This is a genomic window from Nocardia sp. NPDC060259, from assembly GCF_042728775.1.
GTDB lineage: Bacteria > Actinomycetota > Actinomycetes > Mycobacteriales > Mycobacteriaceae > Nocardia.
In genome coordinates this window covers 14,368-40,743 of the sequence record NZ_JBHXAY010000064.1, presented here as the reverse complement: position 1 = coordinate 40,743, position 26,376 = coordinate 14,368, and the positions used below count along the sequence as shown (strand labels likewise).

At 63.2% G+C, this 26,376-nt stretch carries 25 protein-coding genes; 23 read left to right on the top strand and 2 right to left on the bottom strand.

All coding sequences use genetic code 11. From position 1 onward, the window contains the following. Window positions 1-21: 21 nt before the first annotated feature. Window positions 22-1,344, bottom strand: coding sequence for an acetyl-CoA C-acetyltransferase (locus tag ACFWF2_RS22220; protein WP_379309348.1), 1,323 nt, complete (start codon window positions 1,342-1,344; stop codon window positions 22-24). Between the two features lie 101 nt (window positions 1,345-1,445). Between ACFWF2_RS22220 and ACFWF2_RS22215 the strand changes: the two genes are divergently transcribed. The 4 genes from ACFWF2_RS22215 (at window position 1,446) to ACFWF2_RS22200 (ending at window position 5,613) form a co-directional block, all read left to right on the top strand. Further along, the gene (locus ACFWF2_RS22215) at window positions 1,446-2,801 is read left to right on the top strand and encodes a 3-oxoacyl-ACP reductase (protein ID WP_379309347.1); all 1,356 of its coding nucleotides are present in this window, start codon (window positions 1,446-1,448) and stop codon (window positions 2,799-2,801) included. Then, a complete protein-coding gene (locus ACFWF2_RS22210; RefSeq protein ID WP_379309346.1) occupies window positions 2,801-3,670 on the top strand; it encodes a MaoC family dehydratase in 870 nt (289 codons plus the stop codon). The genes ACFWF2_RS22215 and ACFWF2_RS22210 overlap by 1 nt, the downstream gene beginning before the upstream one ends. A 587-nt stretch (window positions 3,671-4,257) precedes the next feature. Further along, the gene (locus ACFWF2_RS22205) at window positions 4,258-4,623 is read left to right on the top strand and encodes a hypothetical protein (protein ID WP_379309344.1); all 366 of its coding nucleotides are present in this window, start codon (window positions 4,258-4,260) and stop codon (window positions 4,621-4,623) included. Window positions 4,624-5,115: 492 nt separating this feature from the next. After that, window positions 5,116-5,613: a hypothetical protein gene (locus tag ACFWF2_RS22200; protein WP_379309343.1), complete on the top strand. Its 498-nt coding sequence runs from the start codon at window positions 5,116-5,118 to the stop codon at window positions 5,611-5,613. A 60-nt stretch (window positions 5,614-5,673) separates the two neighbouring features. Here the strand turns inward: ACFWF2_RS22200 and ACFWF2_RS22195 are convergent, their stop codons facing one another. Further along, window positions 5,674-6,063 (bottom strand): helix-turn-helix transcriptional regulator, encoded by a 390-nt coding sequence (locus ACFWF2_RS22195; RefSeq protein ID WP_379309342.1) that lies wholly within the window; start codon window positions 6,061-6,063, stop codon window positions 5,674-5,676. A 329-nt stretch (window positions 6,064-6,392) separates the two neighbouring features. Between ACFWF2_RS22195 and ACFWF2_RS22190 the strand changes: the two genes are divergently transcribed. The 19 genes from ACFWF2_RS22190 (at window position 6,393) to ACFWF2_RS22100 (ending at window position 26,351) form a co-directional block, all read left to right on the top strand. After that, on the top strand, window positions 6,393-7,142 hold the full coding sequence (locus ACFWF2_RS22190) for a hypothetical protein (RefSeq protein WP_379309341.1): 750 nt from the start codon (window positions 6,393-6,395) through the stop codon (window positions 7,140-7,142). Window positions 7,143-7,903: 761 nt separating this feature from the next. Next, window positions 7,904-8,473, top strand: coding sequence for a hypothetical protein (locus ACFWF2_RS22185; RefSeq protein ID WP_379309340.1), 570 nt, complete (start codon window positions 7,904-7,906; stop codon window positions 8,471-8,473). Window positions 8,474-8,754: 281 nt separating this feature from the next. Then, window positions 8,755-9,540 (top strand): alpha/beta fold hydrolase, encoded by a 786-nt coding sequence (locus ACFWF2_RS22180; RefSeq protein ID WP_379309339.1) that lies wholly within the window; start codon window positions 8,755-8,757, stop codon window positions 9,538-9,540. Between the two features lie 30 nt (window positions 9,541-9,570). Further along, window positions 9,571-9,801 (top strand): hypothetical protein, encoded by a 231-nt coding sequence (locus ACFWF2_RS22175; RefSeq protein ID WP_379309338.1) that lies wholly within the window; start codon window positions 9,571-9,573, stop codon window positions 9,799-9,801. 19 nt (window positions 9,802-9,820) lie between these two features. Then, window positions 9,821-10,075 carry a hypothetical protein gene (locus ACFWF2_RS22170; protein WP_379309337.1) on the top strand — a complete coding sequence of 85 codons (255 nt, stop codon included), beginning with the start codon at window positions 9,821-9,823 and terminating at the stop codon, window positions 10,073-10,075. 233 nt (window positions 10,076-10,308) lie between these two features. Beyond that, window positions 10,309-11,076: an N-acetylmuramoyl-L-alanine amidase gene (locus tag ACFWF2_RS22165; protein ID WP_379309336.1), complete on the top strand. Its 768-nt coding sequence runs from the start codon at window positions 10,309-10,311 to the stop codon at window positions 11,074-11,076. A 203-nt stretch (window positions 11,077-11,279) separates the two neighbouring features. Beyond that, a complete protein-coding gene (locus ACFWF2_RS22160) occupies window positions 11,280-11,894 on the top strand; it encodes a hypothetical protein (RefSeq protein ID WP_379309335.1) in 615 nt (204 codons plus the stop codon). Further along, a complete protein-coding gene (locus tag ACFWF2_RS22155) occupies window positions 11,891-14,968 on the top strand; it encodes a hypothetical protein (RefSeq protein WP_379309334.1) in 3,078 nt (1,025 codons plus the stop codon). The genes ACFWF2_RS22160 and ACFWF2_RS22155 overlap by 4 nt, the downstream gene beginning before the upstream one ends. A gap of 17 nt (window positions 14,969-14,985) precedes the next feature. Then, window positions 14,986-15,834, top strand: a complete 849-nt coding sequence (locus ACFWF2_RS22150; RefSeq protein ID WP_379309333.1) for an immunity 49 family protein — start codon at window positions 14,986-14,988, stop codon at window positions 15,832-15,834. 136 nt (window positions 15,835-15,970) lie between these two features. Next, window positions 15,971-16,408 carry a hypothetical protein gene (locus ACFWF2_RS22145; RefSeq protein ID WP_379309332.1) on the top strand — a complete coding sequence of 146 codons (438 nt, stop codon included), beginning with the start codon at window positions 15,971-15,973 and terminating at the stop codon, window positions 16,406-16,408. A 70-nt stretch (window positions 16,409-16,478) separates the two neighbouring features. Beyond that, window positions 16,479-17,066, top strand: a complete 588-nt coding sequence (locus tag ACFWF2_RS22140; protein ID WP_379036828.1) for a hypothetical protein — start codon at window positions 16,479-16,481, stop codon at window positions 17,064-17,066. Between the two features lie 115 nt (window positions 17,067-17,181). Further along, window positions 17,182-17,472, top strand: coding sequence for a hypothetical protein (locus tag ACFWF2_RS22135; protein ID WP_379309331.1), 291 nt, complete (start codon window positions 17,182-17,184; stop codon window positions 17,470-17,472). Continuing rightward, window positions 17,433-17,849 (top strand): DUF5361 domain-containing protein, encoded by a 417-nt coding sequence (locus ACFWF2_RS22130; protein ID WP_379309330.1) that lies wholly within the window; start codon window positions 17,433-17,435, stop codon window positions 17,847-17,849. Before ACFWF2_RS22135 ends, ACFWF2_RS22130 begins: the two co-directional genes overlap by 40 nt. Before the next feature lie 95 nt (window positions 17,850-17,944). Further along, entirely contained in the window at window positions 17,945-20,098 is a 2,154-nt protein-coding gene (locus ACFWF2_RS22125; protein ID WP_379309329.1) for a hypothetical protein, read from the top strand. Next, window positions 20,095-20,994 carry a phage tail protein gene (locus ACFWF2_RS22120; RefSeq protein WP_379309328.1) on the top strand — a complete coding sequence of 300 codons (900 nt, stop codon included), beginning with the start codon at window positions 20,095-20,097 and terminating at the stop codon, window positions 20,992-20,994. Before ACFWF2_RS22125 ends, ACFWF2_RS22120 begins: the two co-directional genes overlap by 4 nt. 626 nt (window positions 20,995-21,620) lie before the next feature. Continuing rightward, window positions 21,621-23,771 (top strand): EndoU domain-containing protein, encoded by a 2,151-nt coding sequence (locus ACFWF2_RS22115; protein ID WP_379309327.1) that lies wholly within the window; start codon window positions 21,621-21,623, stop codon window positions 23,769-23,771. Between the two features lie 32 nt (window positions 23,772-23,803). Next, window positions 23,804-24,220, top strand: a complete 417-nt coding sequence (locus tag ACFWF2_RS22110) for a hypothetical protein (RefSeq protein WP_379309326.1) — start codon at window positions 23,804-23,806, stop codon at window positions 24,218-24,220. 19 nt (window positions 24,221-24,239) lie between these two features. Next, window positions 24,240-24,668 carry a hypothetical protein gene (locus tag ACFWF2_RS22105; RefSeq protein WP_379309324.1) on the top strand — a complete coding sequence of 143 codons (429 nt, stop codon included), beginning with the start codon at window positions 24,240-24,242 and terminating at the stop codon, window positions 24,666-24,668. A 30-nt stretch (window positions 24,669-24,698) separates the two neighbouring features. Next, window positions 24,699-26,351, top strand: coding sequence for a phage tail protein (locus ACFWF2_RS22100; protein ID WP_379309323.1), 1,653 nt, complete (start codon window positions 24,699-24,701; stop codon window positions 26,349-26,351). The last annotated feature ends 25 nt before the right edge of the window (window positions 26,352-26,376 follow it).

Here is a 26,376-nt window from a genome sequence, read left to right as displayed (position 1 = left end):
CCCGCCGTTGTCAGCGAGTGACTAGCGCTCGATGATCGCGACGACGCCCTGGCCGCCCGCGGCGCAGATGGAGATCAGCGCGCGGCCGGATCCCTTCTCCGCCAGCATCTTCGCGGTGGAGGCGACGATGCGGCCGCCGGTCGCGGCGAACGGGTGGCCCGCGGCGAGGGAGGAGCCGTTGACGTTGAGCTTGCTGCGGTCGATCGAGCCCAGCGCGCCGTCGAGGCCCAGGCGCTCCTTGCAGTAGGCATCGGACTCCCACGCGGCCAGCGTGCAGAGCACCACGGAGGCGAAGGCCTCGTGGATCTCGTAGTAGTCGAAGTCCTGCAAGGTCAGGCCGTTGCGGGCCAGCATGCGCGGCACCGCGTAGGTGGGCGCCATCAGCAGGCCGTCGGGGCCGTGGATGTAGTCGACCGAGGCGACCTCGGAGTCCACCAGATGCGCCAGCACCGGGAGCTTGCGCTCGGCGGCCCACTCGTCGCTGGACAGCAGCACCGCCGACGCGCCGTCGGTCAGCGGGGTCGAGTTGCCCGCGGTCATGGTGGCGTCGCCCAGCTTGGTGCCGAACACCGGCTTGAGGGTGGCCAGCTTCTCCACGGTCGAGCCGGGACGCAGGTTGTCGTCGCGGGTCAGGCCGAGGAACGGGGTGATCAGGTCGTCGAAGAAGCCACGGTCGTAGGCGGCGGCCATGTTCTTGTGCGAGAGGTAGGCCAGCTCGTCCTGCGCCTCGCGGGCGACGCCGAACTCCTTGGCGGTGATGGCGGCGTGCTCACCCATCGACAGCCCGGTGCGCGGCTCGGCGTTGCGCGGGATTTCGATGCCGAGCATCGAGGGACGCAGCTGGCCGACCAGCTTGAGCCGGTCCTTGTTGGACTTGGCGCGGTTGGCCGTGAGCATCCACTCGCGCATGTCCTCGCTGACGCCGATCGGCGCGTCGGAGGTGGTGTCGGCGCCGCCGCCGATGCCGGACTCGATGCGTCCCATGGCGATCGCGTCGCCGACGGTGACGACCGACTGCAGGCCGGTGCCACAGGCGAGCTGCAGGTCGTGGGCCGGGGTGTAGGGCGAGAGCTTGGAGCCGAGCACGCTCTCGCGGATCAGGCTGTGCTCGCCGACGCGCTTGAGCACAGCGCCGCCGACGACCATGCCGAGGCGCTCACCCTGCAGCCCGAACCGGCTGACCAGCCCGTCGAGGGTGGCGGTGAACATGTCCTGGTTCGACGCCTTCGCGTAGGCCTTGTCGGAGCGAGCGAACGGGATTCGATTACCGCCAACGATCGCGACCGGGCGCTGGGTCTTCGCGGTCTTTGCCGGGGTCTTCGCCGAGCGGGCTTTGCTTGTCACTCGAGTTCTCCATGGTCTCGTCGGGTGATCGGTTTACATATAACTTACTCTGGAGTAAGTTCATTGTCGACACCGAACCCGCAAATGTGAAGGTAGGAACAGTGGCAGCCAAGAGCAAGGGTGCACCCAACCTCTACGGATCCTTCATCCACTCCGCCCCCGGCGCGTTCCTGGCGAGCAAGCTGGGCCTGCCCCAGCCGGCGCAGCTGCGCCGCTACAAGGCAGGCGAGCCCGCACTTCCCGGCCCGGTCCTGCTGGGCGGCAAGGGCCGTCTCGCCGAGCCGATCCGCGCGCTGCTGTCGGACTACACCGTCGCGGACTCGCTCGACTCGGGTACCAAGTACGGCGCGCTGGTCTTCGACGCCACCGGCATCGACTCCATCGACAAGCTGTCGCAGCTGTTCGAATTCTTCCAGCCCGCGATGCGCAACCTCGCACCTTCGGGGCGTGTCGTGGTCGTCGGTACCACCCCGGAACTGGCCGGCTCGCTCGACGAGCAGATCGCCCAGCGCGCGCTCGAGGGCTTCAGCCGTTCGATCGCCAAGGAGCTGCTGCGCGGCGCCACCGGCCAGCTGGTCTACGTGCACCCCGAGGCGGGCGCGTCCGCGACCGGCCTCGAGTCGACCCTGCGGTTCCTGCTCTCGGGCAAGTCGGCCTTCGTCGACGGCCAGGTCATCCGGGTCGGCAAGGCCGATTCCGTCGCCCCGGCCAGCTGGGACAAGCCGCTCGCGGGCAAGGTCGCCGTCGTGACCGGCGCCGCCCGCGGCATCGGCGCCACCATCGCCGAGGTCTTCGCCCGTGACGGCGCCACCGTCATCGTCGCCGACATCCCCGCCGCGGGCGAGGCCCTGTCCGAGACCGCCAACAAGGTCGGCGCCACCGCGCTCGCCCTCGACGTCACCGCCCCCGACGCCGCCGAGCGCCTCGCCGAGTTCGCCACCGAGCGTTTCGGTGGCATCGACATCGTCGTGCACAACGCGGGCATCACCCGCGACAAGCTGCTCGCGAACATGGACGAGGGCCGCTGGAACTCGGTCATCAACGTCAATCTCGCCGCCCCGCACCGCATCACCTCCGGCCTCGTCGCCAAGGGTGTGCTCAAGGAAGGGGGCCGCGTGATCGACGTGTCCTCCATCGCGGGCATCGCGGGCAACCGTGGCCAGACCAACTACGGCGCCTCCAAGGCCGGTGTCATCGGCATGGTCGACGCCGAGGCCCCGCTGCTCGCGGAGAAGGGCATCACCATCAACGCGGTGGCACCCGGCTTCATCGAGACCGCGATGACCGCCGCCATTCCCGTCGGCACCCGCGAGGCAGGCCGCCTGATGAGCTCGCTGCTGCAGGGCGGCCAGACCGTCGACGTCGCCGAGACCATCGCCTACTTCGCCAGCCCGGCGTCGAACGCGGTGAGCGGCAACGTGGTTCGCGTCTGCGGACAGAGCCTGATCGGCGCCTGATGACCCAGACGATCACCCTCTCCGAGGTTCCGAAGAACGGCGGGCTGTACGCGAAGGCGGCGCTGGGCGCCGTCCCGCTGCCCGGCCCGCTGTCGGGTCGCAAGCCGACCCTGCCGGACCGCCGGGTCGTCCTCGACGGTTTCCAGGTCGACCCCGACCACCTGGCGGCGTACTGCCACGCCACCGGCTTGCGTTTCAGCGACACCCTGCCGCTGACGTACCCGTTCATCCTGGCGTTCCCGCTGGCGATGCAACTGGTTGTCGCCCGGGACTTCCCGTTCAGCGCGGTGGGCGCTGTGCATTTCGAGAATGTCATCGAGCGCACCCGCGAGATCTCGGTCGCCGAGCCGCTCGATTTCTCCGCCCACATCGAGAACCTGCGCGAGCACCCGAAAGGCCTGCTGGTCGACGCGATCACGGAGATCCGTGTCGGCCGCGAGCTGGTCTGGCGGCAGGTGACCACCTTCCTGCACCAGCAGCGCACCTCGCTGTCGGGCGGCCCGAAGTCGGAGCCACCCGCCGACGTTGTCCCACCGCCGCCGCTGCGCGTGCAGCGCGTCGATCAGAAGATGATCAACCGCTACGCCGCCGCCTCGGGCGATCACAACCCGATCCACGTCTCCGGACTCGGCGCCAAGGCCATGGGCTTCCCGAAGACCATCGCTCACGGCATGTGGTCGGCCGCGAACATCCTCGCCACCATCGAGGGCCGCGTCCCCGAAAAGACCATCTACACGGTCAAATTCGGCAAGCCGGTCTTTCTGCCGTCCTCGGTCAACGTCTACGCCGACCAGGTCGGGTCCGGCTGGGACCTCTCCATGCTCAACCCCAAGAAGGGCTACCCCCACCTCACCGCAACCCTGCGCTGAGCCACGGGTTTCCACGGGCCGCACATCCGCAAGGGTGTGCGGCCCGTTGTGATTTCTGTGCCCGTGGCTAAAGAAGGTTTCAATCGGGCGCACGCTGAACGCGGCAATCGTTACGCTGAGCAACGTCTTCTGAATCGATAGGAACTGCCCCGCCGGAGTTTCTCCGGGGCTCTATCGGCCCTCGTCGTCTGGCGTTCAAACCGCAGCGGCGCAATCGTTTTCGCGGCGGCCGCGTTACACCTTTTCGACGTGAGATCAATCATGACATAGAACTCGGATAGCTGGGTAATCACCAATGTTCGGCTCCGAGTCGACATTTTGCCTCTGCCGTTCATCCGCGCGTGTAGTCCACGCAACTTCACTCCCGACTGATTGTCCAGCGGGTTTGCCGGGGTCGGCGCCGGTCGGGGTGGCTCCGAGCATCACAGGGCGAAGGACCGCAGTGAAATCCTCACTCCGGGTTGGTCGCCGTGCTCGGTCCCGGCAAACTTTCGGCATACGGCTGGCTAATGCCCCGAATTACACGGGCTGGGGTGGCGTCGGTGGGTCGTGTTAAAACTTTCCAGTCGGCAATAACGTCGACAATCATGCTTACTACCAAGGGGTTTCACTTCATGAAGAAGTTCCGGACGCTCGGTTTCGGCATCGCCATCGCGGCAGGTCTGGCAATGTTCGGTACCGGCGTGGCTACCGCCCAGGAGCCGGAGACCGGTGGCGGCCAGGAGGAGACCACCACCGGTTCGGCGGACGGCCTGGCTGCGCTGCTCGAGTCTCTGGCGACCGGCTCGGCGGGTGCCGAGGAGCCGGCGACCGAGGATGCGACGGCGATCAACGAGGACGAGGACGAGACCGGCGCCGACACCGGTTCCGCTTCCGGTCTTGCCGCCCTGCTCGAGGCTCTGACCTCGGGCTCGGCGGGTGCCGAGGAGCCGGAGACCGACCCGGTCGACTGATTACCGGTGACACACCGAATGCCCTGCCGCCAGGCGGGGCATTCGTCGTTTCCGGGCAGCGGATTCATTGTGCCCCGATCGGCGGGTGCCCACCCTCCGTTACGTCAATTCGCTGTGAGATTACTCATTTTCGACATAGCAGTTTGCTGAACTATTGCAACGCAGTCGATTTCGCGCGAACTTGGTCTACCGACCGGTGTTTTGTTCCACGGGCTAAGAAGTTGCCTACGCTGGTCTGGGCTGCCGATCTCAGTGTTGCCACGGCGCCAACATTCCGGCTAGGAAAAGGCGGCAACTCACCGGCATCTGAACAGCCTGCTGCCCGAATTCCAGTCGCTCCTCGTCCCCCGAAACGCGTGTTAGAACTTCTGTGCCCAGTCCACGCGACTGGCAAACCGGGGATTTCCAAACCCCCGCTCGGGCGGCGATCATGCGGCCGCCCAACGCGTTTCACCTGATGATCCTTTGGCGAGAAGTGGTGTGGAGGAAGCGTTGAAAAAGACAGCAGCTATCGCACTGGCGGCGGCTTGGTCGCTGATGATGGTGCCCGGCCTGGCCGGCGCCGACACGGGCAGCGGCACAACCGGAAGCGGCGTGATCGACACCGGCAGCGGCATTCTCGGTGACCTACTCGATACCGGCAGCGGCATTCTCGGCGGAAGCTCGGGCGGCTCGTCGGAAACTGTCCAGCCGTGCAACACATCGACCAAGTCCGGCGGCGAGGGCGTCACCACAACCACCCACCAGCTCGGCGTCACCGGCCCGACCTCGTTCGTCCTGTCCTACGAAACCCTGAACATCCCCGACCGAATCCAGGTCTTCTACGAGGGCGGCCAGGTACTCGACACCGGCTACATCGGCGACAACGTCAACCAGGGCACCGGCTCCGCGGTCGTCACCCTCCCCGCGGGCTCGGCGACAACAGTGACCGTCCGCGTCAGCGGCATGGACGACACCCAGTGGGAGTACACGGTCAACTGCCCGTCCTAGAGCACGGTAACGCACCGAATGCCCCGCCACCGGCGGGGCATTCGTTCGTTTCAGTGGCGATCAGCTGCGTCGGGCTGCGCGAATCCCGTTGACATAGGCGGCCACGATCCGGAGGTCGCCCTCGGAGAGGCCGGAAAGGTCGACGATGCCCGCAGACTGCTGCGGCGCAGACTGTTCCACCTCGACAGGCTCCAATCCCGCTTGCGTGAGCAGCGGCTCGGCATCGATCCCGACGGCCTCCGCCATTGCTTGCAGAGTTTCGGCCGTGGTGCTGGCAGGGACCTTCTGTCCGCGCTTGTACTGGGTGCCGTTCTCGACCTGCGTCCACAGGCTGGTACTGATCCGTGCTGCCTTCGCGGCGCGGTCCATCGACATCTCGCGCTCCTTGCGAGCAAGCCGCAGGGTGGCGCTGACCTCGGGCGGGACCACCGCGCTCCGTTGTCTCACCATGTTGAGATGCTAGCAGATTGTTTGCAGTGATGCATGAAGTGTATGTAGCGATGATCGTGCGACGGCGGGAGGTCGAGGGCGCCCCGCAGCATAGTTCACAACACTAGCGACGCTAGGATAGCGATTGTGGCGCAACCTAACTGGGTACCCCTGAGTTTCGTCTCAGCTTGACAGCGGGGTTGCAACAACGTTGCATACAACGAGTGTTGAACTTGTGGGTCTCGGCAAGGGGGGTCCACTCGACGCCGCCCCGGCGCGCAACCGTTCCGGCCGTTCGGCGCCGGGTGCGGCCGGGGTTCTGACCTGCTATCGACTGAAGGAGCAAATACATGGGCACGACCGATGCCGGTATGGCGTCGAACCGCATGCTGGAGGATTCATGCGGTGTGACCCCGCTGGACAGGTGGATCGACGATACGCACCTGTTCCTGGATCGAAACGCGGCCCGCGACCTGGCACGAATGCTCGGCGACATCCCCGATCTGGCCGAGGATCTGGCGGATGCGCGGACGAGGCAGACCCGGTTCGGCGCCGTGGACTTCCGAACCCGCAATGGCGCCAGGGAGCAGCGGCTCCCGTTCAATCCGGCCGCGGCACGGGTGGAGGATGAGCTACGGGCCGTCCTGGTGTCGTGGGTCCGACTGGTCTGCGAGCAACGCGACTTCGCCTACGACGGCGCTACGAGCATCGCGGGCTTGGCGGAGTGGCTGCAGCGCAACATCATCGCCTTCGTCATGACCGAAGGTGTCGAGGACGCGCCCGCCGAGATCGGCGCCGCGATCGAGGCGGCGGTGTCGGTCGTGTGCCCGCCCGCCGAGGCGTCCAGCGTTGATGCCGCGTTGGTACTGCGCGCCAGGGCTGTGCGCCTCAACGCCTCTGGGATCGCCAAGCTGGCAACGCAGTTGGGGGATGGGTACGGCAACTTGAACGCCCGGCGGGTGCGCACACTCCGTGCGGCGGGCCTGATCCAGCCAGTGCCCGGCCCTTGGTCGCGCGACTGGCCCGAGCTGTTCGTGGTCGGAGAGGTTCTGGATGCGCACCGCGCTCTCCCGGCGCGGCAGCGTGCGAAAGACGTGTAGCGAACTGAGTACCCGAGCGGGGCGTCGGCCGATTGTGGCCGGCGCCCCGCCGCTGTTCTCGGAGATCCGCCGACGCGGCGCCCTTGCGGTCATGGCCACTCGAATGCCTTACGCCAAGGGCTATTTCGCTACATCGGCGCGGCGGCTCTAGCCGAGAAGGCATCTCTCACCAGCGATTTCGGTGATTGTAAAGCGTTGGGTTGACACAGGGCGAACGATGTTGCAAGATAGTGGCAGCGGGGATTCGCATGCCCAAAACTGGGCAATCACACCAGATTTCATTCTCAGTGTCCGTTGACACATCAACTCCTGAGCAAGGCTCAGGTTTCCCTCGACGGTAGAGTGGGTAGGTGCTCTCGACCGAGGGTCTGTACATTTCGGCTGCTGGGTGAGGTTTTCTTGTGTCAGGTGCATTCGACGCGTTCACTCCCGACGACTCGGGCAACCCGGCGGACGAGCGGCCCCGGCACGAGGATGGTGGCCCCTTCCGGAGCGAGGACAACTCGGTGCCGGTCAGTAGGAACCGGTCCGGACACGTCGACCTGGCGGACATCTGCGTAGAAGACCTTCAAGTGGTCGCAGGCGCGGTGGACCGGTGGCGGTCACTACGCCCGCCGGTCGTTGTGGGACAGCACATCTCGCGGTGAAGTGAACTCTGGCATCCGGTCTGGTCGGGCGGTCCGGATGCGGCAGATGGTGGTCATCGGTAAGGGTGAGAGTTGTGTGTCCCCATGGGTGTTGAAGGTGAGTCGGATGCGGTGATGCCTGACCGACAAGGTATCGCGGTGCAGCGCAATGGGTTCAATGCCCAGGAAGTTGCGTTCAACCAGGGCATCAGGGTCGATTCGGTCGTCGTGTTCGACTTCGTCTCGTATTGGTCCGTTGTCGATCGTGCTGTCTTGATCCAGGCGGATCTGTCCGGTCACGTCAGGAACGAGGTGATCGCGCACTCGGTGGCACACATCGAGATGGCTGAATCACTCGAGCTGGCAGCGGCGCTCGACGGCGAACTGTGGCGCGGCCGGATCGAGATGAAGGTGCACCACGTCGTCGCACAGCGACTGATCCCGCTCGGTGACCTGCGTGACGCGCTGGAGATAGGCAATAACCTTTCCGACGTCGCGGCCGTGCTCGGCGTGACGGAGTTCCTGCTCGGGTGGCGCATGCAGCACCTGACGGACGACGAGTTCGCGATGATTCCGGTCCACCTGCTGAACCGTCTCGGCTGGCTACCCGGCATGGCTTCCGAGTACCCGTATCTCTGCCTGTGGCCGACCTCGAGTTCAGGCGAGATGCTGCGCAGGCTGGCCCCCGGCCGACACCACCAATAGCCACCACGACAACACTTCTCAGCCCTCGTTCCGAGACGGAACGAGGGCTTCGTCGTCAGCGCACCCGCGCCGACCTTCGAACTCATGCGGCCGGCCCCCGAACAGAACACTTCGATCGCCAGCGGGTTCAGAGCCCGCCGCATGCCCGCTCCTGACGCGCCCGTCTCCCACCGCACAGCTGTGGTCGCAGACGTCGACGCCGCGCAGGGGCGAATTGGTCCCGCTCCGGACAACCGTCCGGAGCGGGACCACCCACGTCATATCCGAAAGAGGTACTTCACATGTCGTTGTGGTCTCCGAAAGGATCGCCTCGTCCCAGCCGTGACTCGCGCGTCATCGATGTGCTGGTCGTCGGCGGAACCTGGAACCCCGGTGGGGACGGAGTCACCGCCGCCTTCACCGACGCACTGAACAAGTCGATGTTCCGCCCGCGCATGGTCCCGTACCCCGCCGACTACGGCTCGCACGTGAGCTATGCCGACAGTGTCGCGGAGGGCAGGCGGGCGTTGCTCGCCGCGATCGATCGCACACCGAACCCGGTGGTACTGGCGGGATATTCGCAGGGAGCCGCTGTCGCCGGTGATCTCGCCGCGGAAATCGGCCGCGGTGAGCATCCGGGTCGCGAGGTGATCGCGTGCGCGCTGATCGCCGATCCACGCAGACCGGCGGGCCACTACCTCGGCGACACCGACCCTGGCGGTTACGGCGTGGTCGGAGAACGCCCGATCGACGGCGTCCCCGCCTACTGGGCCGCCGCCCCCGGCGACCCCATCACCGCATTGCCCGCGGGCAACCCCCTGCGGACCATCGCGGACCTGAGCGCCTTCTTCAGCTTCGCCAGCGCGACCGCGGCTATCCGGTGGGCGCAGCGAATGCTGGACACCGCCACCCGGAATCAGTTGCAGCGCTGGTGGTCACCGGCCAACTGGCGGCACTGGGCGGGCGCTGTCGCCTATGCCCGCGGATACCTGTTCGACGGCAGACACACCGATGACTACGTCCGCTACGGCCATGCTCGCGCGCTGGCCCAGGCCCTGAACCGCGATGTCGCCGAAGGGCGAATCTGACATTCGCGAACTGTGGAAAGGAACCTCCAAATGCGAATCGGCAAGGTACCAGAGCCCGCGCTGATCCGGTCGGTACTCGTCGCAATCACCGGTGTGGTCGCGTTTCTCATCGGCCGAGAGGTCGACACCGCCTGGGTCGAGACCCTGCTCACCCTGTACGGATTGGCCACACCGGTGATCGCCGGGGCGGTGATCAGACCCGCGGTCACCCCGGTGTCGGGATCGGCGGGTGAATCGGATGGCGTCGTGGCTAAGCCCTGAGTTCGTCCAAGCAACCGGTGTGGCCGTCGCCACCGTGATCGGCGCGGTGACGGCCTGGCAGGCCAGAGAAGTCGCCAAGTTGCGCGAGCGCGTGGTCGCCCTCGAGGAGCAGGCCGCCGACGACAAACTGCGATTCCGTGACGCGATCCGCCTGATCCGCGCCCTGCAACGCCACATCGACGAACTGCTCGGCTTCCTGCGCCTGCACGTCCCCGGCCAGGAACCCCCGGTGGCGCAATACAAGATTCCAGCCACCCTCCAAGAAGAAATCTGACGACACCACCCCGGTGCCGTTCCTGAACTGCATGCGGCGAGCCCCCGGAGAACACTCGATACGGTGCGGGATTCGAGCCCGCCGCATGCCGCGCCCCTGATGCGCCCGTCTCCCGCAGGTGGTCTGCGGTCGAAGACGCCGTCGCTGCGTCAGGGGCGCACGTCCCGCCCTCGTCACTTCCCCTCATCGGCGAGGGCGGGACCACAAACCTCCACCAAGCAAGGAGCAAGTCCATGAGCTGGACAGGAGACCCGGTATGGCTGGCCGATGTGCTGCGCGACGCCGGGCTCGATGTGATCGAACACGAAGGCTGGCGCGACCGGGGCCACGGCGACTTCCGTGACCTACGTGGCGTGTTGTGCCACCACACCGCAGGTGGCGGCAAGAACGACTGGCGCATCGTCCAGGACGGCCGCGCCGACCTGCCCGGCCCGCTCGCCCAGCTGGTCCTCGAACGCGACGGCACCTACCGTGTGATCGCCGCAGGCGTCTGCTGGCACGCGGGCCGCGGTTCCTGGCCCGGCTGGCCCACCGACAACGCCAACTACCACGTGATCGGCATAGAGGCGGTATCGCGTGGCGACGGAAGTGATTGGACCCCAGCCCAACTCGACGCCTACAAGCGCGGCTGCGCAGCCATCTTGGCCCGCATCGGCCGCTCCGCCGAGGACTGCGTGGCCCACCGCGAGTACTCGCACGAAGGAAAAATCGACCCCGCCGGTATCGACATGGACGAATTCCGCCGTGACGTGCAGGCATTCATCGACGGAGAGGACGCTCCGATGAGCGCATCCGAAGTAGCCCAGATCCAGGACTTCATCACCGCCTTCTGCGGCCCGATCGGTACCGATGTCAAGGACATTCGCGAGCAGCTGTGCGGTAGCCAGCAGCGCGACGCCGGCATGTTCGCCGGCTGGGAACAGCTCGACGGCATGACCGTCGTCGACGCCCTGGCCGACGTGCTGGACCGCCTGAAGGCCCTCGAAGCTCCCCGCACCTGACGCGCCCTGCCCGTCACCTCGCACGACGGAAGGAGGTGAATTCCATGCTTCCTGTCCTTCTCGAACTGCTCGAGCTGGCCGTGGTCCTTGCCCCGGTGATCCTGCCGCTGCTCGGCCTGTCCTAACTCCACACCCGCAACCACACGAAGCCCGCCCAGTAGGTGCGGGCTCTTTTCATGCCCAAGCTCGGGAGGCTCCACCACATGTCCGGCAAGGAAATCATCGGCTCGGTCGACTTCAGCACCAACGAAGCATCGACACCGGAATACGTTCAGACCGAATCCGGACAGCTGGTCACTCCCGAGTTTCTGGCACTCCTCCAGCAGACCCTGTCCGGCAAGCTCGCCGAGCCGGACCACGACGAAGAACTCGACCCGCAGGTTCGCGCACTGGCAGAGGAACTTTCGGTCATCCACCTCCCCGAGTGGACCAGCCCCGTCGGCCGCAAGCTCGCCGAGCCGACCGTCACCTCGATCAAGCAGGCAACCCGAGTCGCCGAATACCTGATCAAGCGCGGCGTGCGCGTGCATCCCGAACTCGAAGAGATTAGGTGGGTCCCCACCCCAGCGGGCGCCCCCGGCGCGTTCGACACCGGCGCCCACATCACCCCCGATGCCGATGGCAACTGGCCAACCCCCGACGCCGAGGAGTTCTACGACTTCGACGAGATCTCGGTGAAGCAGGTCGAGGGGAGTGCGTGGTACGCGACCCATCCCCGCGGGATCGCATGTGAGGGGAAGACGAAGTCGGAGGCGTATGCGGCGATGGTCGCGGAGCTGCGTCGCCGGATCGACGATGCGTCGGGTGGTTCGAAATGACCGTCGCGTCGGATTGGGTGACTGCCGGTGCGGCGTGGCGCGCTTCGCTGACCCCACTGGGTGCCGAGTCGGCGGCTGATCAGGAGCGTCACTCCCGGGTGTTCAACCACTCCGGGATGACTCCGGCTGCTGCCGCGCGAGCATACAACCGGGTGCTCGCGCAGCGTGAGCTGACAGCACAAGCGGTACATGCCGAGAGTTCAGTCGCAAAATTCGTCAACGATCAGGGACCGTCCAGCGACTTCCCGGGTCCGTCAGTCCAGGTTGCGGATCCGATCGCCGAGGAGCCCAAAATCGACTACGGGGGACATAACTACGCCGGTGGTATGCCGCCGGAAAAGAAGCCGGAGCAGCCGGGCGTCACGACGCCGAAGCCGGGAGCGGCAACGCCCCCACCCCCGGCTTCGCAACCAGCGGCTACCCAATCGGTACCGTCGACGACGACCCCTCCGCCTCCGCCTGCTATTGAATTGGGCGAGGTTCCTGCGTCATCCTCGCCGATTCCCGTGCCGCCATCGGGATCGGAAAACAGTGGCCCACTCTTCGACCGTCCCGATATTTCAGGGAAAAAGGAGGGCGAAAGCTGGACCGAAGTACGCGATGGATTCACCCACACTTACACGATCCCAGTCGGCAATGGCAACAAGAGCGTCGACCAAGAAGTCACTCGTGACGGTGTACTGATCGGGTCGTCGAGACTTGCATATGGCGAGAACGGTGGTGTGCAGCAGTGGGTCGACATCGTTGGCAGTGCATCCCTCTATGCCGAGCAGGAGTCCGCAGGAGCGAATCAGTATACCCAAATGTTCAATGCCGGGACGTCCACCTCCGGTGCTCCGGATAGCAGTTTCGGGACTTTGCCTGATCTGAAGACGACATTCACGTTGGTCGACAATGGCGTTCCGGTAGGCAGTCTGGAGACAATCAGTACTGAGCCGGGTCTCATCCACACGGCGTATGTAAACAAAGACGGCGACGTATCCACTTGGCGGACCAATGAAACCGAGCATGGTGGACTGGTAACCAATCCGATCAAATACCAGGACCATTCCGGTCGGGGCTGGTACTCGGGTAATCCGTCGGGTGGGCCGCTTTGGGAGATTTCGCCAAAGCTGGATGGCTCGAGCCTGTACACAAACACTGAAACAACAAACAGTGGAACGCATATTCGCGTCTGGGACCCAAGCAATGAAAGCAAGACGGACAAGTTCTACTCGAAATCCGGAGTAGGTGGCTACCTTGTATCGACAAATGCTGATGGCATAACCGTAGATGGTGATGATGGGTCGCGTGCCAAATACGATCTTCTGGGGAGATTGATAGAATCTCGCGAGCCTACTATGAAGGATCCTAAACCGGACCTCCGTAGCAACTACGAAAGGTTCACGTCGTTCAGCCGTGATGTGGCTACTGGATTTGAGCTCGCATACGACGAGATGAAATCCGGAATTGCAGCGCTCGCAGGCCAGCAGGAACGCGGCGTTGATGGCTGGGCCAATCGCTTGGTGCTGAGTGTCATGGATGGCAGCCTTAAAGATGCATGGCTCGGCTTGGCGACGAGTGGGGTAGGTATAGGCGCGGGGTTGGCGTTTACCGCGATTGATATTGCGGCGATTTCAATGGGGCAAGGAAGCTGGGAACAGCTGGGTCGCGATGTTTTGGGAACCGGAAATGAACTTTCGATCTTCGCGATCGGTGCAGACTGGACGCGAGCTGGCAAAGACCCTGGCGAGACAGTTGGGCGCGCGTTGTTCGGTTCGATGTTCCTGCTGGGCCCCAAGGGAATCAACACGGCAACCGGTAAACTCCCGCCTCCGAGCGCAGTAAACACTGCGATAAAGACTGCGGCAAATACCGCGCTCCAGAACACATCAGTCGGCTTGGGCAACATCGGGCGAACCTTTGGCCAACCAGCACTTGCTGAAGCTGGTCGACACGGCTTCTCGGGTATGGCTCGTACGCCTGGGCCGACGAGTTTCGCGACCAATGCGGGTAACACCCCTTCTGGCAGCCGGCCGAGCAGTACGCCGAATATCGCTCCGAGCACTTCGGGAACGACCGCGAACCGCGGCTCGAACGCAGCGCCGCTCTTGCCAGCCGAGATTGCCAACGCGGGAGCGCGGCATTCGGTTGAGCAGTCAAATGTTGGATCGAGAGATCGTGGTGTGCTTCCAGATACAAGCAGCACTACGAACTCGCGTCGTCCGCAATCTGCCGATTCGCAATTGTCTAGTCGTAGTGGTGACTCATGGGAGCTGCATGTAGGTGTCTCAGTCGATCAACTTCGCAGCATGCCCCCCGAACGGGTTCATGAATACCAGGTTCGTCGCGCGAACATTGATTCGAAGTATCGCGCGGAGTTTTATAATACGCTCGGCCATAGGAAGAATGTCAGGGCTACGGATGATACAGGGCTGGTTCCGCCGCAGCTTAAGGAAAATCCGTCGGGAAGTTGGGTCGCCGCAAGTGAGGTACCCGAAGCTGCTCGTCCTCTTTACAAAGAGGAAGACGTCTTGGGAGCGGCGGATGAGCTGTCTGCGTCTCAAAGAGCGTTGATGAATGGGTTAGCTCTTGATCGAGCGCAGTCTATTCAGGCGGTTCCCCGATCGAAGGATATCCCAGGGTATTCTACTGCTCAGGGTAGGATGTCGAAGGCAGCTGAACGGTATGGAGAAGGGGCGCTCCGTCGCCACGCAATGCCTGTCAACTTCCCGCGTGCAGTGGAACTCGAATTGCATGGCCCAAGTAACGGTAACGACCAATTTGATCAGGTCTGGGTGGATCCAGGACCGGAGTTTTATATCGTGGGCGAGGCCAAGTCCCAGGAAAGGACAGGGTTGAATAGCCGCGCATTGCCATCCGGGCTTAGGGTTTCTCAAGGTACCGTGGAGTACTTTCTCGATATCCTAAGAATGATGGAGGACCGTGGACCAATGTGGTCGAGTGAAGCATGGTTGGCCGCTGAGCTACGGAAGGCTTTGAACGAGGAGAGGCTTTGGTATGGTGTCGTGTACGGTAGGCCGGGCACTGGTGGACTTCACGACGGATACAAGATGCGCCGGTTCGATATTTAGAGGATGGGGTACTCCCTGTGATTGTCGAACGCCCAAATATTGACCAAAAGTATGTCGAGGATAGGATCTCGGTTCTCGATCAACAGATCCGTGAGTGCAGCCTAGATGCTCCCAATAACATTAGAGCAGCGAGGCAGCTCCCTGCTCTAATGCTGACTCGGCTGAATCACTTGCTTGCTTCTCGGCAGCAAGACTGGCGCGTCGCTGAAAAAGCGGCAGCTAATGTCCTTGATGCGTATGAAACGCTTGTGCATCTAGTCGGCAGGGACCGCGGTGGAAACAGTGGTAGCAGGGGGCCTGGCCTGGTCGATAGTGCAGATTGGCCGCAGCCGGATCGTCGTTATCGCGCAACTATGACGCCTTCGGATTTTTTTACCGCATACTGGATTGCGACTATACTCGGCGATTCAAGACGGCTGAGCTTGCTGGCTGAAACCCCGGTTGAAAACTTTGTGACACCCGGGGTGGAAGCGGATAGATTCCTTTACATCTGGATCGAGACACTCCAGCGCTTCCATTCTCGGGATAGGCAATGGGTTCAGTTATTGGGTGACACGATCTACTTCTCTGACCCAGCACGCGTGGAGGTGGCCTCAACTGACGCTCTTCACTACTTGCTGTATCCGCCGATTAAACTGTTTTACACTCTTATCTCTGGCACGGAGGGTGAATTCAATTACGAGCTTGAAGATGCGCTCGTGCGCCACAACTACTATTGGAGTTCTGTAGGGGAGCGCAAGCTTGCTTCGGAAGGGTGGGTTTCGCTGCCCTTGACAGCTATCGCATGTATGGCACTCGGTAAGGGGTACGCGGTTGTGCCCGAATCCGGCTATCTGCCATTGGCGCTGGGCTTGGAAAAGGGATAGCAGGTTAATCAAGTGCCGTTGCAGTAGTAACTGCTACCTGTCTCGCCTGCGTACATGAATGTCCCGATCGGTCGGCCGGTCGGGATTCTTCATGCCCAAATATTTGTCTCAATCAATTTCCGTTCAAGGACTTGACGTGAATGAAAAAATCCTGTTTTCTGATATCGAACAAACGTTGGTCGATTACCTTACGGCGCAACTCGTCGCGGTTTCCGATACCGCGACTGTGGTCACCCGGGTCCCCGACCCTCGCCCGACCCGCATGGTGCGAGTAACCAGAAACGACCGAAAAGCCCGAGTCGACGTCGAAGACCGCGAGGGCCGCCGTAGCGCCCAGCTGATTCTCGATCGTCCTCGCGTCGTTCTAGAATGCACCGACGACGCCGGCGCGGCGGCAAACCTTGCCGCGCTTGTGCGTTCGATCCTGAGTACAGCCGCTCCCGGCTACCTGGGCACCGTCTGGTGCGACCAGGTCGAGGATGCCGGCATGGAGAACGACACCGATCCGGCGACCGCCGCTCCGCGGTACACCCTCGTCGCCGACCTGATTGTGCGAGGAACCGTCCTCGCCTGACTCCGACCGGAGTCGAACTGAAGTACCCATCCCGAGGGCCTGCGCAACAATCCCAAGGGAGATAACAACAATGGCTCTGCCTTCCAGCAAGTTCATCGGCGCCGGTACCCCGAACCTGGCCGTTTCCGGCGGCGTCCTGGTGGCGCCGCTCGCCACCAGCCTGCCCACCACCGCGGCCGGCGTCATCGACCCCGCGTTCAAGGCTCTCGGCTACGTCTCCGAGGACGGCATCGAGTCGCTCGGTGAGCGCAAGGTCGAGACGGTCAAGGACTGGAACGCCGACATCATCGCCCAGCTGCAGACCGAGCACTCGGTGCGCTTCGGCCTCACCCTGTACGCGGTGTGGGACCAGGATGTGCTCAGCGAGATCTTCGGTGAGAACAACGTGACCGCCACCGCGGCCACCTCCACCTCGGGCAAGCTGATCAATGTCAAGGAGACCGGCCTGGTTCTTCCGCGCCGCTCGTGGGTCTTCGACATGAAGACCGAGGACAAGAAGCTGCGCATCGTTCTGCCGAACGCCAAGATCTCGTCCATCACCGAGAAGAAGTTCGTGTCCAACGAACTGGCCGGCTTCACCATCAATGTCGAGGCATTCAAGGATGACTCGGGCGTCAAGGCGTACCGCTACCTCGACGACGGCATCAAGACTGCCTGATTAAAGCCCCCAACGGCGGCGGGTAAAACACCTATGCGCAGGCCCGCCCGCCGCCCGTTGGGCCCTTCCTATCTCTGAACCCGCTCAACTCGAACAACGAAAGGGTCTGCTACCCATGACTTCTCCTGCTGCTCCCATCAAGGTCGCCCAGCCGGCCATTGTGAAGGACGACTTCACCTACACCGTCGACGGTGCCGATATCGTCCTGCCGTCGCTGTCCTACCTCAAGCCCGGTCTCGTTCGCCGGATCCGCCGACTCGGTGATGTCGACGCGATGTACACCCTGCTCGAGCTGAGCTTGACGCCCGACGCGCTGGCAGTACTCGACGAGATGGATCCGGACTCCTACCACCAGCTGCTCGAGGCGTGGCGCGCGCACTCGGGGCTGAGCCTGGGGGAATCCTAAGCCTCGATGCTCTTCTCGAAGAGCACAGCGAGGCCATCGAATACGACCTGATCGCCTTTGGGCTCCGGCTGCGGATGCTCGGCACCGATGTACTCAGCTGGGCTGACCTGCGAGCGATCGTCAAGCACCTTCCGCTCGAGTCGGCGCTCCTTCGGACGATGTATCCGGAGGGCAGTCGATGGCAAACCGCTGAGCACTTGCTGGCAGATGTCGCAGACAGTCTGCGTTGGTTGGCCTGGGCCCGTACCGACGACGGACGGCGTGGGCGCAATCGACCCGAGCCGATCGCTCGTCCGGGCAGGAAGTCGGATCGCGAACGTGTCGGCACGGCAACGGAACTCGATCAGATGAACGACTTCCTCGGCTGGAAACAGTAGGTGGCTGCAGCCCCGGAGCGGTCGAACGCAGAAAGTGGATACCAATTGTGAAGAAGAAACGCCCAACGGCGATGACATTGCCGGACGTTCTTGCGATGACCACGAGCGGCCAACCGGCTCCGGGAAAGCGGATCACTCTGCCGAGCGGAGCCGTCTGGAAAGGCGGCTCCGGTTCCGGAACCTCGACGATCACTCTCCCTGACGAGAGCCCGGTCACCCTCGGTGAGGATGGTCGAATTCCGCCGAACGGGCTGATCGGGGCGGGTGCGCTGGGGGTTCTGGACAGCGTGCTGTCCGACATTCTCGGCACTCAGCCGGGTGCTATCGCCGAACGGGTGGCGGGGCAGGCAATGGACCTGCTCCGCCCCGACGTGGCCGAGACGGATACCACGACCCGCTTGGTCAAGTTCTCCTCGAAGACAACGCTTCTGAATCCGGCCAGGAAAGATCCGGTCACAGACGTCCTGGTCGGCAACGGCAGTGGACCGGCCGGCTACGAACCAGGCGGGCCGGTACGCGGGCAGGGCACCTCCCGCGGTGACGCTGTGGTTGCCCGGCTTTCGCCCGGTGAATTCGTGGTCAACGCGGCCGCAACGGCCGGCGCGCTACCGCTGCTGGAAGCGATCAACGCCGGCTGGGTTCCCTCGCCTGGCTATCTGGCCGGGATGCTGCCGGGCTTCGCCGACGGCGGACTGGTCGGCAGCACATCGATGGGTGATCCGCAGCGTTGGCGCGATCTGCTCGGAACCGGGCTGATCGCGGATGTGCTCGGCGGCGTCGGCGGTGCGGCCATCGACGCGGCAGGTGCGGTCGGGGCCGCGCTCGGCGGCGCGCTGGGGCCTGTCTTCGGAATGGGTGGGCCGCTCACCCGACGCACCAACGACCCGGTGAAAGTTGATCTGAGTCCGCAGGATTCATCGGGCCTCAGTGCCGCTCCGCCCCTGTCGGCGGAGCTGAACGTCCAGCCGCAGGGTGTCATGAACGTGGCGCCTGCCTTTGCACAACCGTCGACGACCGCGAACACCGGATCGGTGGCGCCACTGGCGTCGCTGTCCGAGGCACTGACGGCGGGGATCATGTCCTCGGCGACAGAAGCCGGCGGACGGGTGGGCTTGGCGCTGGGCGAGGCGATCGCTCCCGCATTGGGACCGGCCGGTCAGCTGGCACCGGAGATCGGCAAATCTCTCGGTGAGTCGATCGGATCCCGGTTCGGGGGCGGGTTCGCCGCCTCCATGTCGCTGAAGACCCAGATCGAGCCGATGCCGACCGATATGTCGGTCGACGGAGGGGCTGGTGGCGCGGTCGCGCCCGGTGGTGCTTCGCCGACAACGGTGACCAGCTGGGGTGGTGGTGACGGCGGGTCGACCGGTGGCGGCAACAGTGTCGTCGTGTCCGGCGGGTCATCTGGCGGTGTGACAATCCTCAGCACCGGAGGAACAACGGCGAGTGGCGCGTCCACCACACCGCGAACCCCGAGTCTCAGTGAGGGGCTCACGGGGACGAGTCTGGCTGAACCCCAATATCTGAGCACATACGGCGGCGCCGACTATATCGATCGCGCTTCGATCGTGGGCAGCGAGCTGGCGAGCAACTTCGGCAAATCGCTCGGTCTGAGCGACACCACTGCCCTGCGTGAGGCCGGTTCTACGGTAGGAGCTCTGGTCGGTGCCCTGGGTATCCCGTCCATCTCTGACGCGCTCGCGGCTGACGGCGAGCTCGCCAAGCAACTCGGCATCAATCCGGACGACGAATTCTTCCTGCCGTTCGAGCAGCAGAAGGCCTTCGATTTCAGCGAAGGCGACAATCTGTCCGCGGGCATTTCCGGATTTCTGTCCGGCGCCTCGTCCGGTGGCCTGGTCAAGGGCGTCACCGGAGCCGCCAAGGGCCTTGCCCAGGACGCGGCAGGACAGGTCGGCAGCTTCCTCGGCGCGGGTCTGGGTACGGCAATCGCCGGACCGGCCGGTGCCGCGATCGGTTCCGTGCTCGGTTCGCTCGCCGGCTCGGTCGTCGCGGGCAAGGCGGTCGACCTCGTCGCCAAACCCATCGAATGGGTGGCGAGCACCGCCAAGGAACTCGTCGGCACCGGCTTCGGTCTGACGGACCTGGCCGAGGGCCCCGGCGGGCACACCGCCCGCGGCGACATTTTCAATTTCAACGGTATGGACCCCAAGAGCGTCGCGATGTCCATCGCCCGCGTCCAGCGCCGTCAATCGTTTGCGCAGCAACGCGGAGGAGGGCTCGGGCGATGACCCACCAATTGCTCAGTACGCAGGACACCAAGATCGTGGTGTGGGACGTCAACGGCCGGGTCTGGCATCTGGCGGGCCAGAATGCCGGGCGCGAGGGCGTAAGGCTCTCAGCCCAAACAGGATTCATGTTCGCACCCGTTCAGCTGCTCACCACCGAAGGTGCCCGCCAGGATGGCGCCACTTTCGCCCGGTCGGTTCGCTGGAAGAAGGAGTGGGACTTCCTCGCCATCATCTCCACCGCGGCCGGCGCCCGGGAATCCAACCCGGTCCGTGAATTCCTCGCCGTCCACGACGCGTGGTTCCGGGGCTGGTCCACCGACAAGCCGGTGACGGTCGGCTACTTCACCCGTCACCAGGGCTGGCGATTCCAGCAGTTCCAGCTCGATAGCGCTCCCGAACCTTCGGGCGATATCGATCCGGCGCGCAACGGTTTCGCCATGTACAAGATCTCGGCGACCGCCATGGACCCGCTCGAACGCCACTTCGACGAGACGCAGGTCTGGACCAATGCCTCGGGCACCGGCGAGGGCGTCCTCCGCCTGCGCAACGCAGCCGACCAGCCGGCGTGGCCGCGCTACACCATGAACGGCCCCGGGCGCTGGTCGATCCTCGACCCGGTCCCCAGCGACACCGGCCAGCCGCGCATGGTGCAGACCCCGCGCCTGACGGCCGGTCAAACCCTGCGCATCGACACCCATCCGCGCCATCGCACGGCCCGTCTCTACACAGAGGGCAATACCGTCGGCGTCAATGTCTGGGGCCAGCTCGCCGGCCGCCGCTGGCTCGCCTCGCTGGACCCGTGGACCAGCACCGACATCGTGGTAAAGGTCGAGGACGGGAACACCGAGTCGAGCATCATCGGGGCGGTGACACCGCGGTCGTCACGACCGTTCTGATTCTGCGTTCCAACTGAAGATCGATCGAGAGAGAGCCCAATCCCTTTGCAGGGGTTGGGCTCTCTCCATTCCGAAGGAGGTATCGCCATGCCGGTGCCAGCGCCGGTCGTGGCGTATGACCATTCCCAATTCTCCGACTGGCTAGCGTCGTTGACACCGTTGGGAGCCACGTCCAACGCGAGTTCTTCCCGAGAACAGCGGGTGCACAGCCGAAATGGGATGACGGCCGCTTCGGCGGCGCGGGCGTATGAGCGGGTGCTCGGGGTTCGTGACATGGACAGCCGTTCCCAAGACCGTGTTCAGACTGCGCGGTTCGTAGCTGCCCCGCTCGAGGATCAAGGCCTGCCGATGATCCCCGGTCTGACCACTGACGATCCCAGGTTGTCGGATAGGCCGGCGGTGCCGACGGACTTGCCGCCGGCCCAAACCCCTCGCAACCAACCGCTCCGGGACCCGTTCCCTCTGTGCCTGCCGCGGCGCCTACACCGTCTGCGTCCCAACCTCAGACCGCACCGACCAATCCAGCATCGGCACCTGCGACAACCAGCCCGCAGCCGGCGCCGACAACCGCACCGGACGTGACGCCGGCACCTACTGCCACAACACCGGTCAGCCAGCCGTCATCGTTGACCAGCTTGATGCTCGGTGTGCAACAGCCAGTCGTCAGCCAAACCCTGAACTCTGGCCTGCCGGATGTTGTGGACTTCGCCCAGCACGCACCGGTGAATCCGGGTGATTCCACCAGCTTCGCGGGAGTCGCGACCGTCACCATCGGAAACGACCACACGACCATCACCAGCACCCACAACCCGGTTACCGGTGACATCGATACAAAGGTCCGAGACAAGTTCGGCGCGCCGGCATCTGAGAGCCACTCCAAAATCGTGCCAGGCACCGGTGGCTTGACTCGCGATACCACGATTATCGACAAGTCCGGAGTTTCTAGAATACGAACTGTCGACGACGGGCAGGGAAATCTCATTACCTGGACGGCGAATCCCGATGGTTCGCATTCGGTGCACTACCACAAGTCGAACATTATCGTGGTCGAACCCGCGCCGGGATCATCTACACCTACTCAGATTATTCAGTTGAGCCCGGATGGGACCAGCGGCCACGTCACGATGTGGCATAGCGACGGTAGCACCAGCAGCGCCGACTTCAGGCCGAGCCTGTTTGGAACACCGGTCACTGAGTACACCAGCAGCGACGGTTCTTCGCTCGAAATCCTGACAGTTCCCGCAAGCAATGGCCAGCCGATCAGCATCGTAACCGATGCGATGGGCAACCGGGCGGTGGTACAGCCCGATGGTACGACAACAGCGGTTGACAAATACAACAAGGCTCTCGGCGGACCCTGGCATGGCAACAAATTCGACCCATCGAGCGCCACCTGGGTTACAGATCCGATCACGAGTCGTGGGCCCATGGTCCGAGTTCCCGATGGGACCTCGATCCAGAAATGGTACGGACGAAAGCCCGACGGTTCCAAGTATGAACTCGATGCCTATTTCGATGAACAGGGAAACCTCAGAGGTATCGGAAACTCTGATTCCAAAGGAATCAAGTACACATCCTATGGTTCCATTGACGGCATATTCGTGCCGACCGACACGCTCGACCTTGACGCCGGAAACGCGATAGATAATCGGCAGCTTGTTTACGACGCGGTCATGGTCGTGTTCGGTATCCCTGAATTGGCGATCCTCGGTACGCGACTCGGTGTCGGTATTGGTGGCCGATACTTCGGGAGCCAACTCGCTGGCCATGGCGCATCTCTGACCGGACGGGAACTCGCGGTTGCCGGGTTGGGCGCAGGCGATGCCCTCACGGGTCTTGCGGGCGGAGCGCGAGCGGCCAAGAATCCGACCTTCCCATCTTCAACTCCCCAAGTTCAGGCACTACGGCCAAGCCCAGCACCAGGCCGGCCTCAGCAGGCACAACTGTCGGCGAACGCGCCGAAGCTACGACCAAGCAGCCCGGCGCAATCCCCGATATCTGTCGCGGTAAGTGTGCCGCGCGACGTCTACTTGCGCCCTGGTATGGGTGTTCCGCTGTCTCAAACGTTGAAGTCCGAAGCCCAGATTGGACAGGCAGTTCGAGACCTCAATATGCAGGTTGAGCAGCTGCTGATGTTCGAGGCCAGAGCGAAGACATTAGCTAATGCGGGTGCGCGTAACACATCGCCGAGATCGCAACTGAGCAGTTCTTTGAGCTCTGGACCTGGCACAACTTCTGTGTCTGCTTCGAATGCGTCGGCAACTAGCGGTGTTGGATCTGGCAAGGTCGGATATTCGGGAAAGCAGACGAATAGTATTCCGTCAAACAACACAAGTTCTCCGAAAAGCAGTGGCCCGGTTGGGCGACGTCCAAACCTGTGGCCTAATGCTGAGACTTGGCTCCACATAGACAGAGGTGAACTGAAGCATGGAGGTAGGGCGACGGGGTATCACCATCGCCCAGATGGAAAAGACCGCTATGGTGTGCGGGTAACTAATAGAACGGCGCCGAATAGGCAAGGAGTCTACGAGGGAACTGTTCATATGGATCGGTGGACCGGTAGTGAATGGGTAACAAAGCGGGGCATTTCGACATTCTTTCCCGATAGTTGGACCAAGGCGCAGGTCCAACGTGCTGTCGAAGCGGCGAGCCGCAACGTCAAGCGTGTGGACGGCAACTATTGGGAGGGGTACTATCGAGGCCTTCGGATAGGTGGGTACTTTGATTTGAGTACCGGGCGCATAATTACCGCGTATCCTATACTGAAGAACAAGTGACAGCGCTGATCCTACTGAAACCGGGGAAATAGATGATTAGAGATGGCTTGTTTGTGGCGGATGGAGATTGGGTCCGAGACGCGGGCCCTATCGGCAGTGCCGAAACTGTGATCGCCGCCTGGTTGTATCAGGATATTCAAGGCGGCCTCGATAGTCTGGTGATGGTCGCTGACGCGATCAGGAGATCTTCGCGGCTCGGCGGTGCGGACTTCGAACGATCTGGCAATGCGTGGTTTCTTTCTGTCGATTCCAACGGTGTATCGGTAGAGAATCATTATGTGGACAATCTCGGATCCGGAATTGTCTCGCATGACGACGTCTTAGACGTGGTGCGTCAGTATTGGGACGCCTTGGTCCGAATCGGAATTCAGGGTGATTTGCGTTCAGCTCTTGAGCGATTCGAGCACCAGTATGGACGGAAGGCGGAGGTGCCTTGGTGTTCGGATTGAGCAAATGTGGGAGTGGGCTATGGGGCGAATGATAGATATCGACTTCCATTTTGGTGGAGTTGTAGACGCAATTGAATTGATCCAGTCTCTCCTGAAGTCCGGGGTGTCGCTCGTTTCGGACGGGTCGATCAGGTTTCATTTGAACGATGATTTCGATTGGGAAACCAGGCCCGAGGGTGATATTCAGGAGGTCATGGCGGCCCTTCAAGTGCACTCCGAAGCTGGGGATGCGGTGGGGGTGGATGTGTATTTCGATGATTCGTCTTTGGGCGGCTCTTTGCTCATTCCGGCCGAATCGACGGTTGTCTACTTCATTCTACCCAACCACCGCGCGGTTATCGGTCCTACGGAATTCACGGACTTTAGCTGGTATCTGGAGAGGTTGATTCAACCGTTCCGTGCAAACGCCTTGTCGGGCTTCGAATGTCACGATTTCTATCCACGATAAAGAAATTCCTTCGCGCGTCCTACGCGGAGCGTGTTCGACAGATTCTCGAATAACATAACTGGTCAGCTGAAACCCAACCCGGTTCGGGTTGGGTTTTTTTATGCCCAAATCAACGAAAGGTGGTGGAGGATGGGTGTTTGGGACCCGCACGCGGAATCGCGGCGGATGGATGAGATGTTTCGGGTCGAGCAGGAGGATGCTCGGGATCAAGAGGTTCTGGTCCGGTACTGGGACAAGGACATGCAGGAGGTGGGGGAGGAGCGGAGCTATCTGTCGCTGCAGATGAGTTTTCCGCGGAACTCGGCCGGCGGGTTGAAGATGATCTGTCCGCGGGACATGGTGCACTTCGACCACCTGTTCGGCAATCATGCCGACACGACGCTGCCGATCACTGTGAACACCAGGGGTTTTCGGTGGGACGGGTACATCACCAAGGCGTCGATCGTCCGCGATGACAACGGGGTCGAGACGGTGGACATCGAGGCGATTCACGCCTGGAACCACATCTCGACCATCTGCTGCTGGGCGAGCCCGTTCGCGCCGGTGCTGGCCCAGTTCCCGCGCCACCACATCCTGTTCGGTCCGGTGCGGACACTGGTGACGACCTATCTCACGATGAATTTGATGCGGCTGCAGGGGAATACGACCTTCCCGATCACGGTCGTGCCGGTTGATCCGCGCACCGATACCAGCCGGTGGAGCGCGGCCTCGGCCCGATTCGACATGGCCGACAAGCTGTTCCAGCCGATGCTCGAGGATTCGGGCGTCATGTTGACGGCGCGGTTCTTCCTGCCCGGTGAGGACGAACAGCCGGCACCGGAGTGGTACTACCTCGACAAGCCGACTGTGGTCCTCGAGACCGTGGACAAATCGGGTGTCACCGGGCCCACCGGTTCGTTGCTGGACGGGATCATCTCGTGGTTCGAGGAATTCGCCGACGACGGCACCACGCCGATGCGGTACCCGAAGTTCGACTCGACCACGGAGTACGAGGCGGTCTATGGAACGCCGGGGAAGTTCGGCACCATGCGGAATCTGCCGTGGGTGTGGTACTTCGAAGGCGAGTACTCCGGGATCGGCGCGTCCGAGGTGGCGCTGCACAAGCCCACCGCGACCGACATCATCGTCGGTGGTCGCTCGCCGGGCTGGGTCAACGCGGGCATCGAGATGGCGATCAAGGCGCTGCTGTCGTTGATCGGCATGGACTGGCTCTACCGCGGCCAGCTCGATGATGTGTTCCTGGCCTGGATGGTCTATCGGGATATGGAACGGGTGGGCAAAGCCGGACCCTACGCCTTCCGCGAGCTGTATATCACCGGCAGCGACAAGGCGTTCACGCTCGACGGCTTCGTCGCTGCTCGGCAGGGTTTGCATCTGACCCGTGGCTACACCAGCCACAAGGTGACGATCCAGGACAACGCTCCCTATCTGATCGGCCGCGATTTCGGCCTCGGCGACCAGATCGGCTTCGCCATGGGCCAGAAAGTCTTCACGGATTTCGTCACCGAGCTCACCTTCATCGACGACCGCGAAACCGCGGCGAGCTGGCAGATCACCGTCGGCGATGGCTCCGACGAAGAGGACTCCGTCGTGAAGGCGTGGCAGCGGCTCGGCCGTGTGGCTTCGGCGATCAAGGACCTGTCGACGGATGTAGGCGCCGACCTGGACCTGCTCATCTTCTGAGGCAGTCCGAAACAAAGGAGAATTC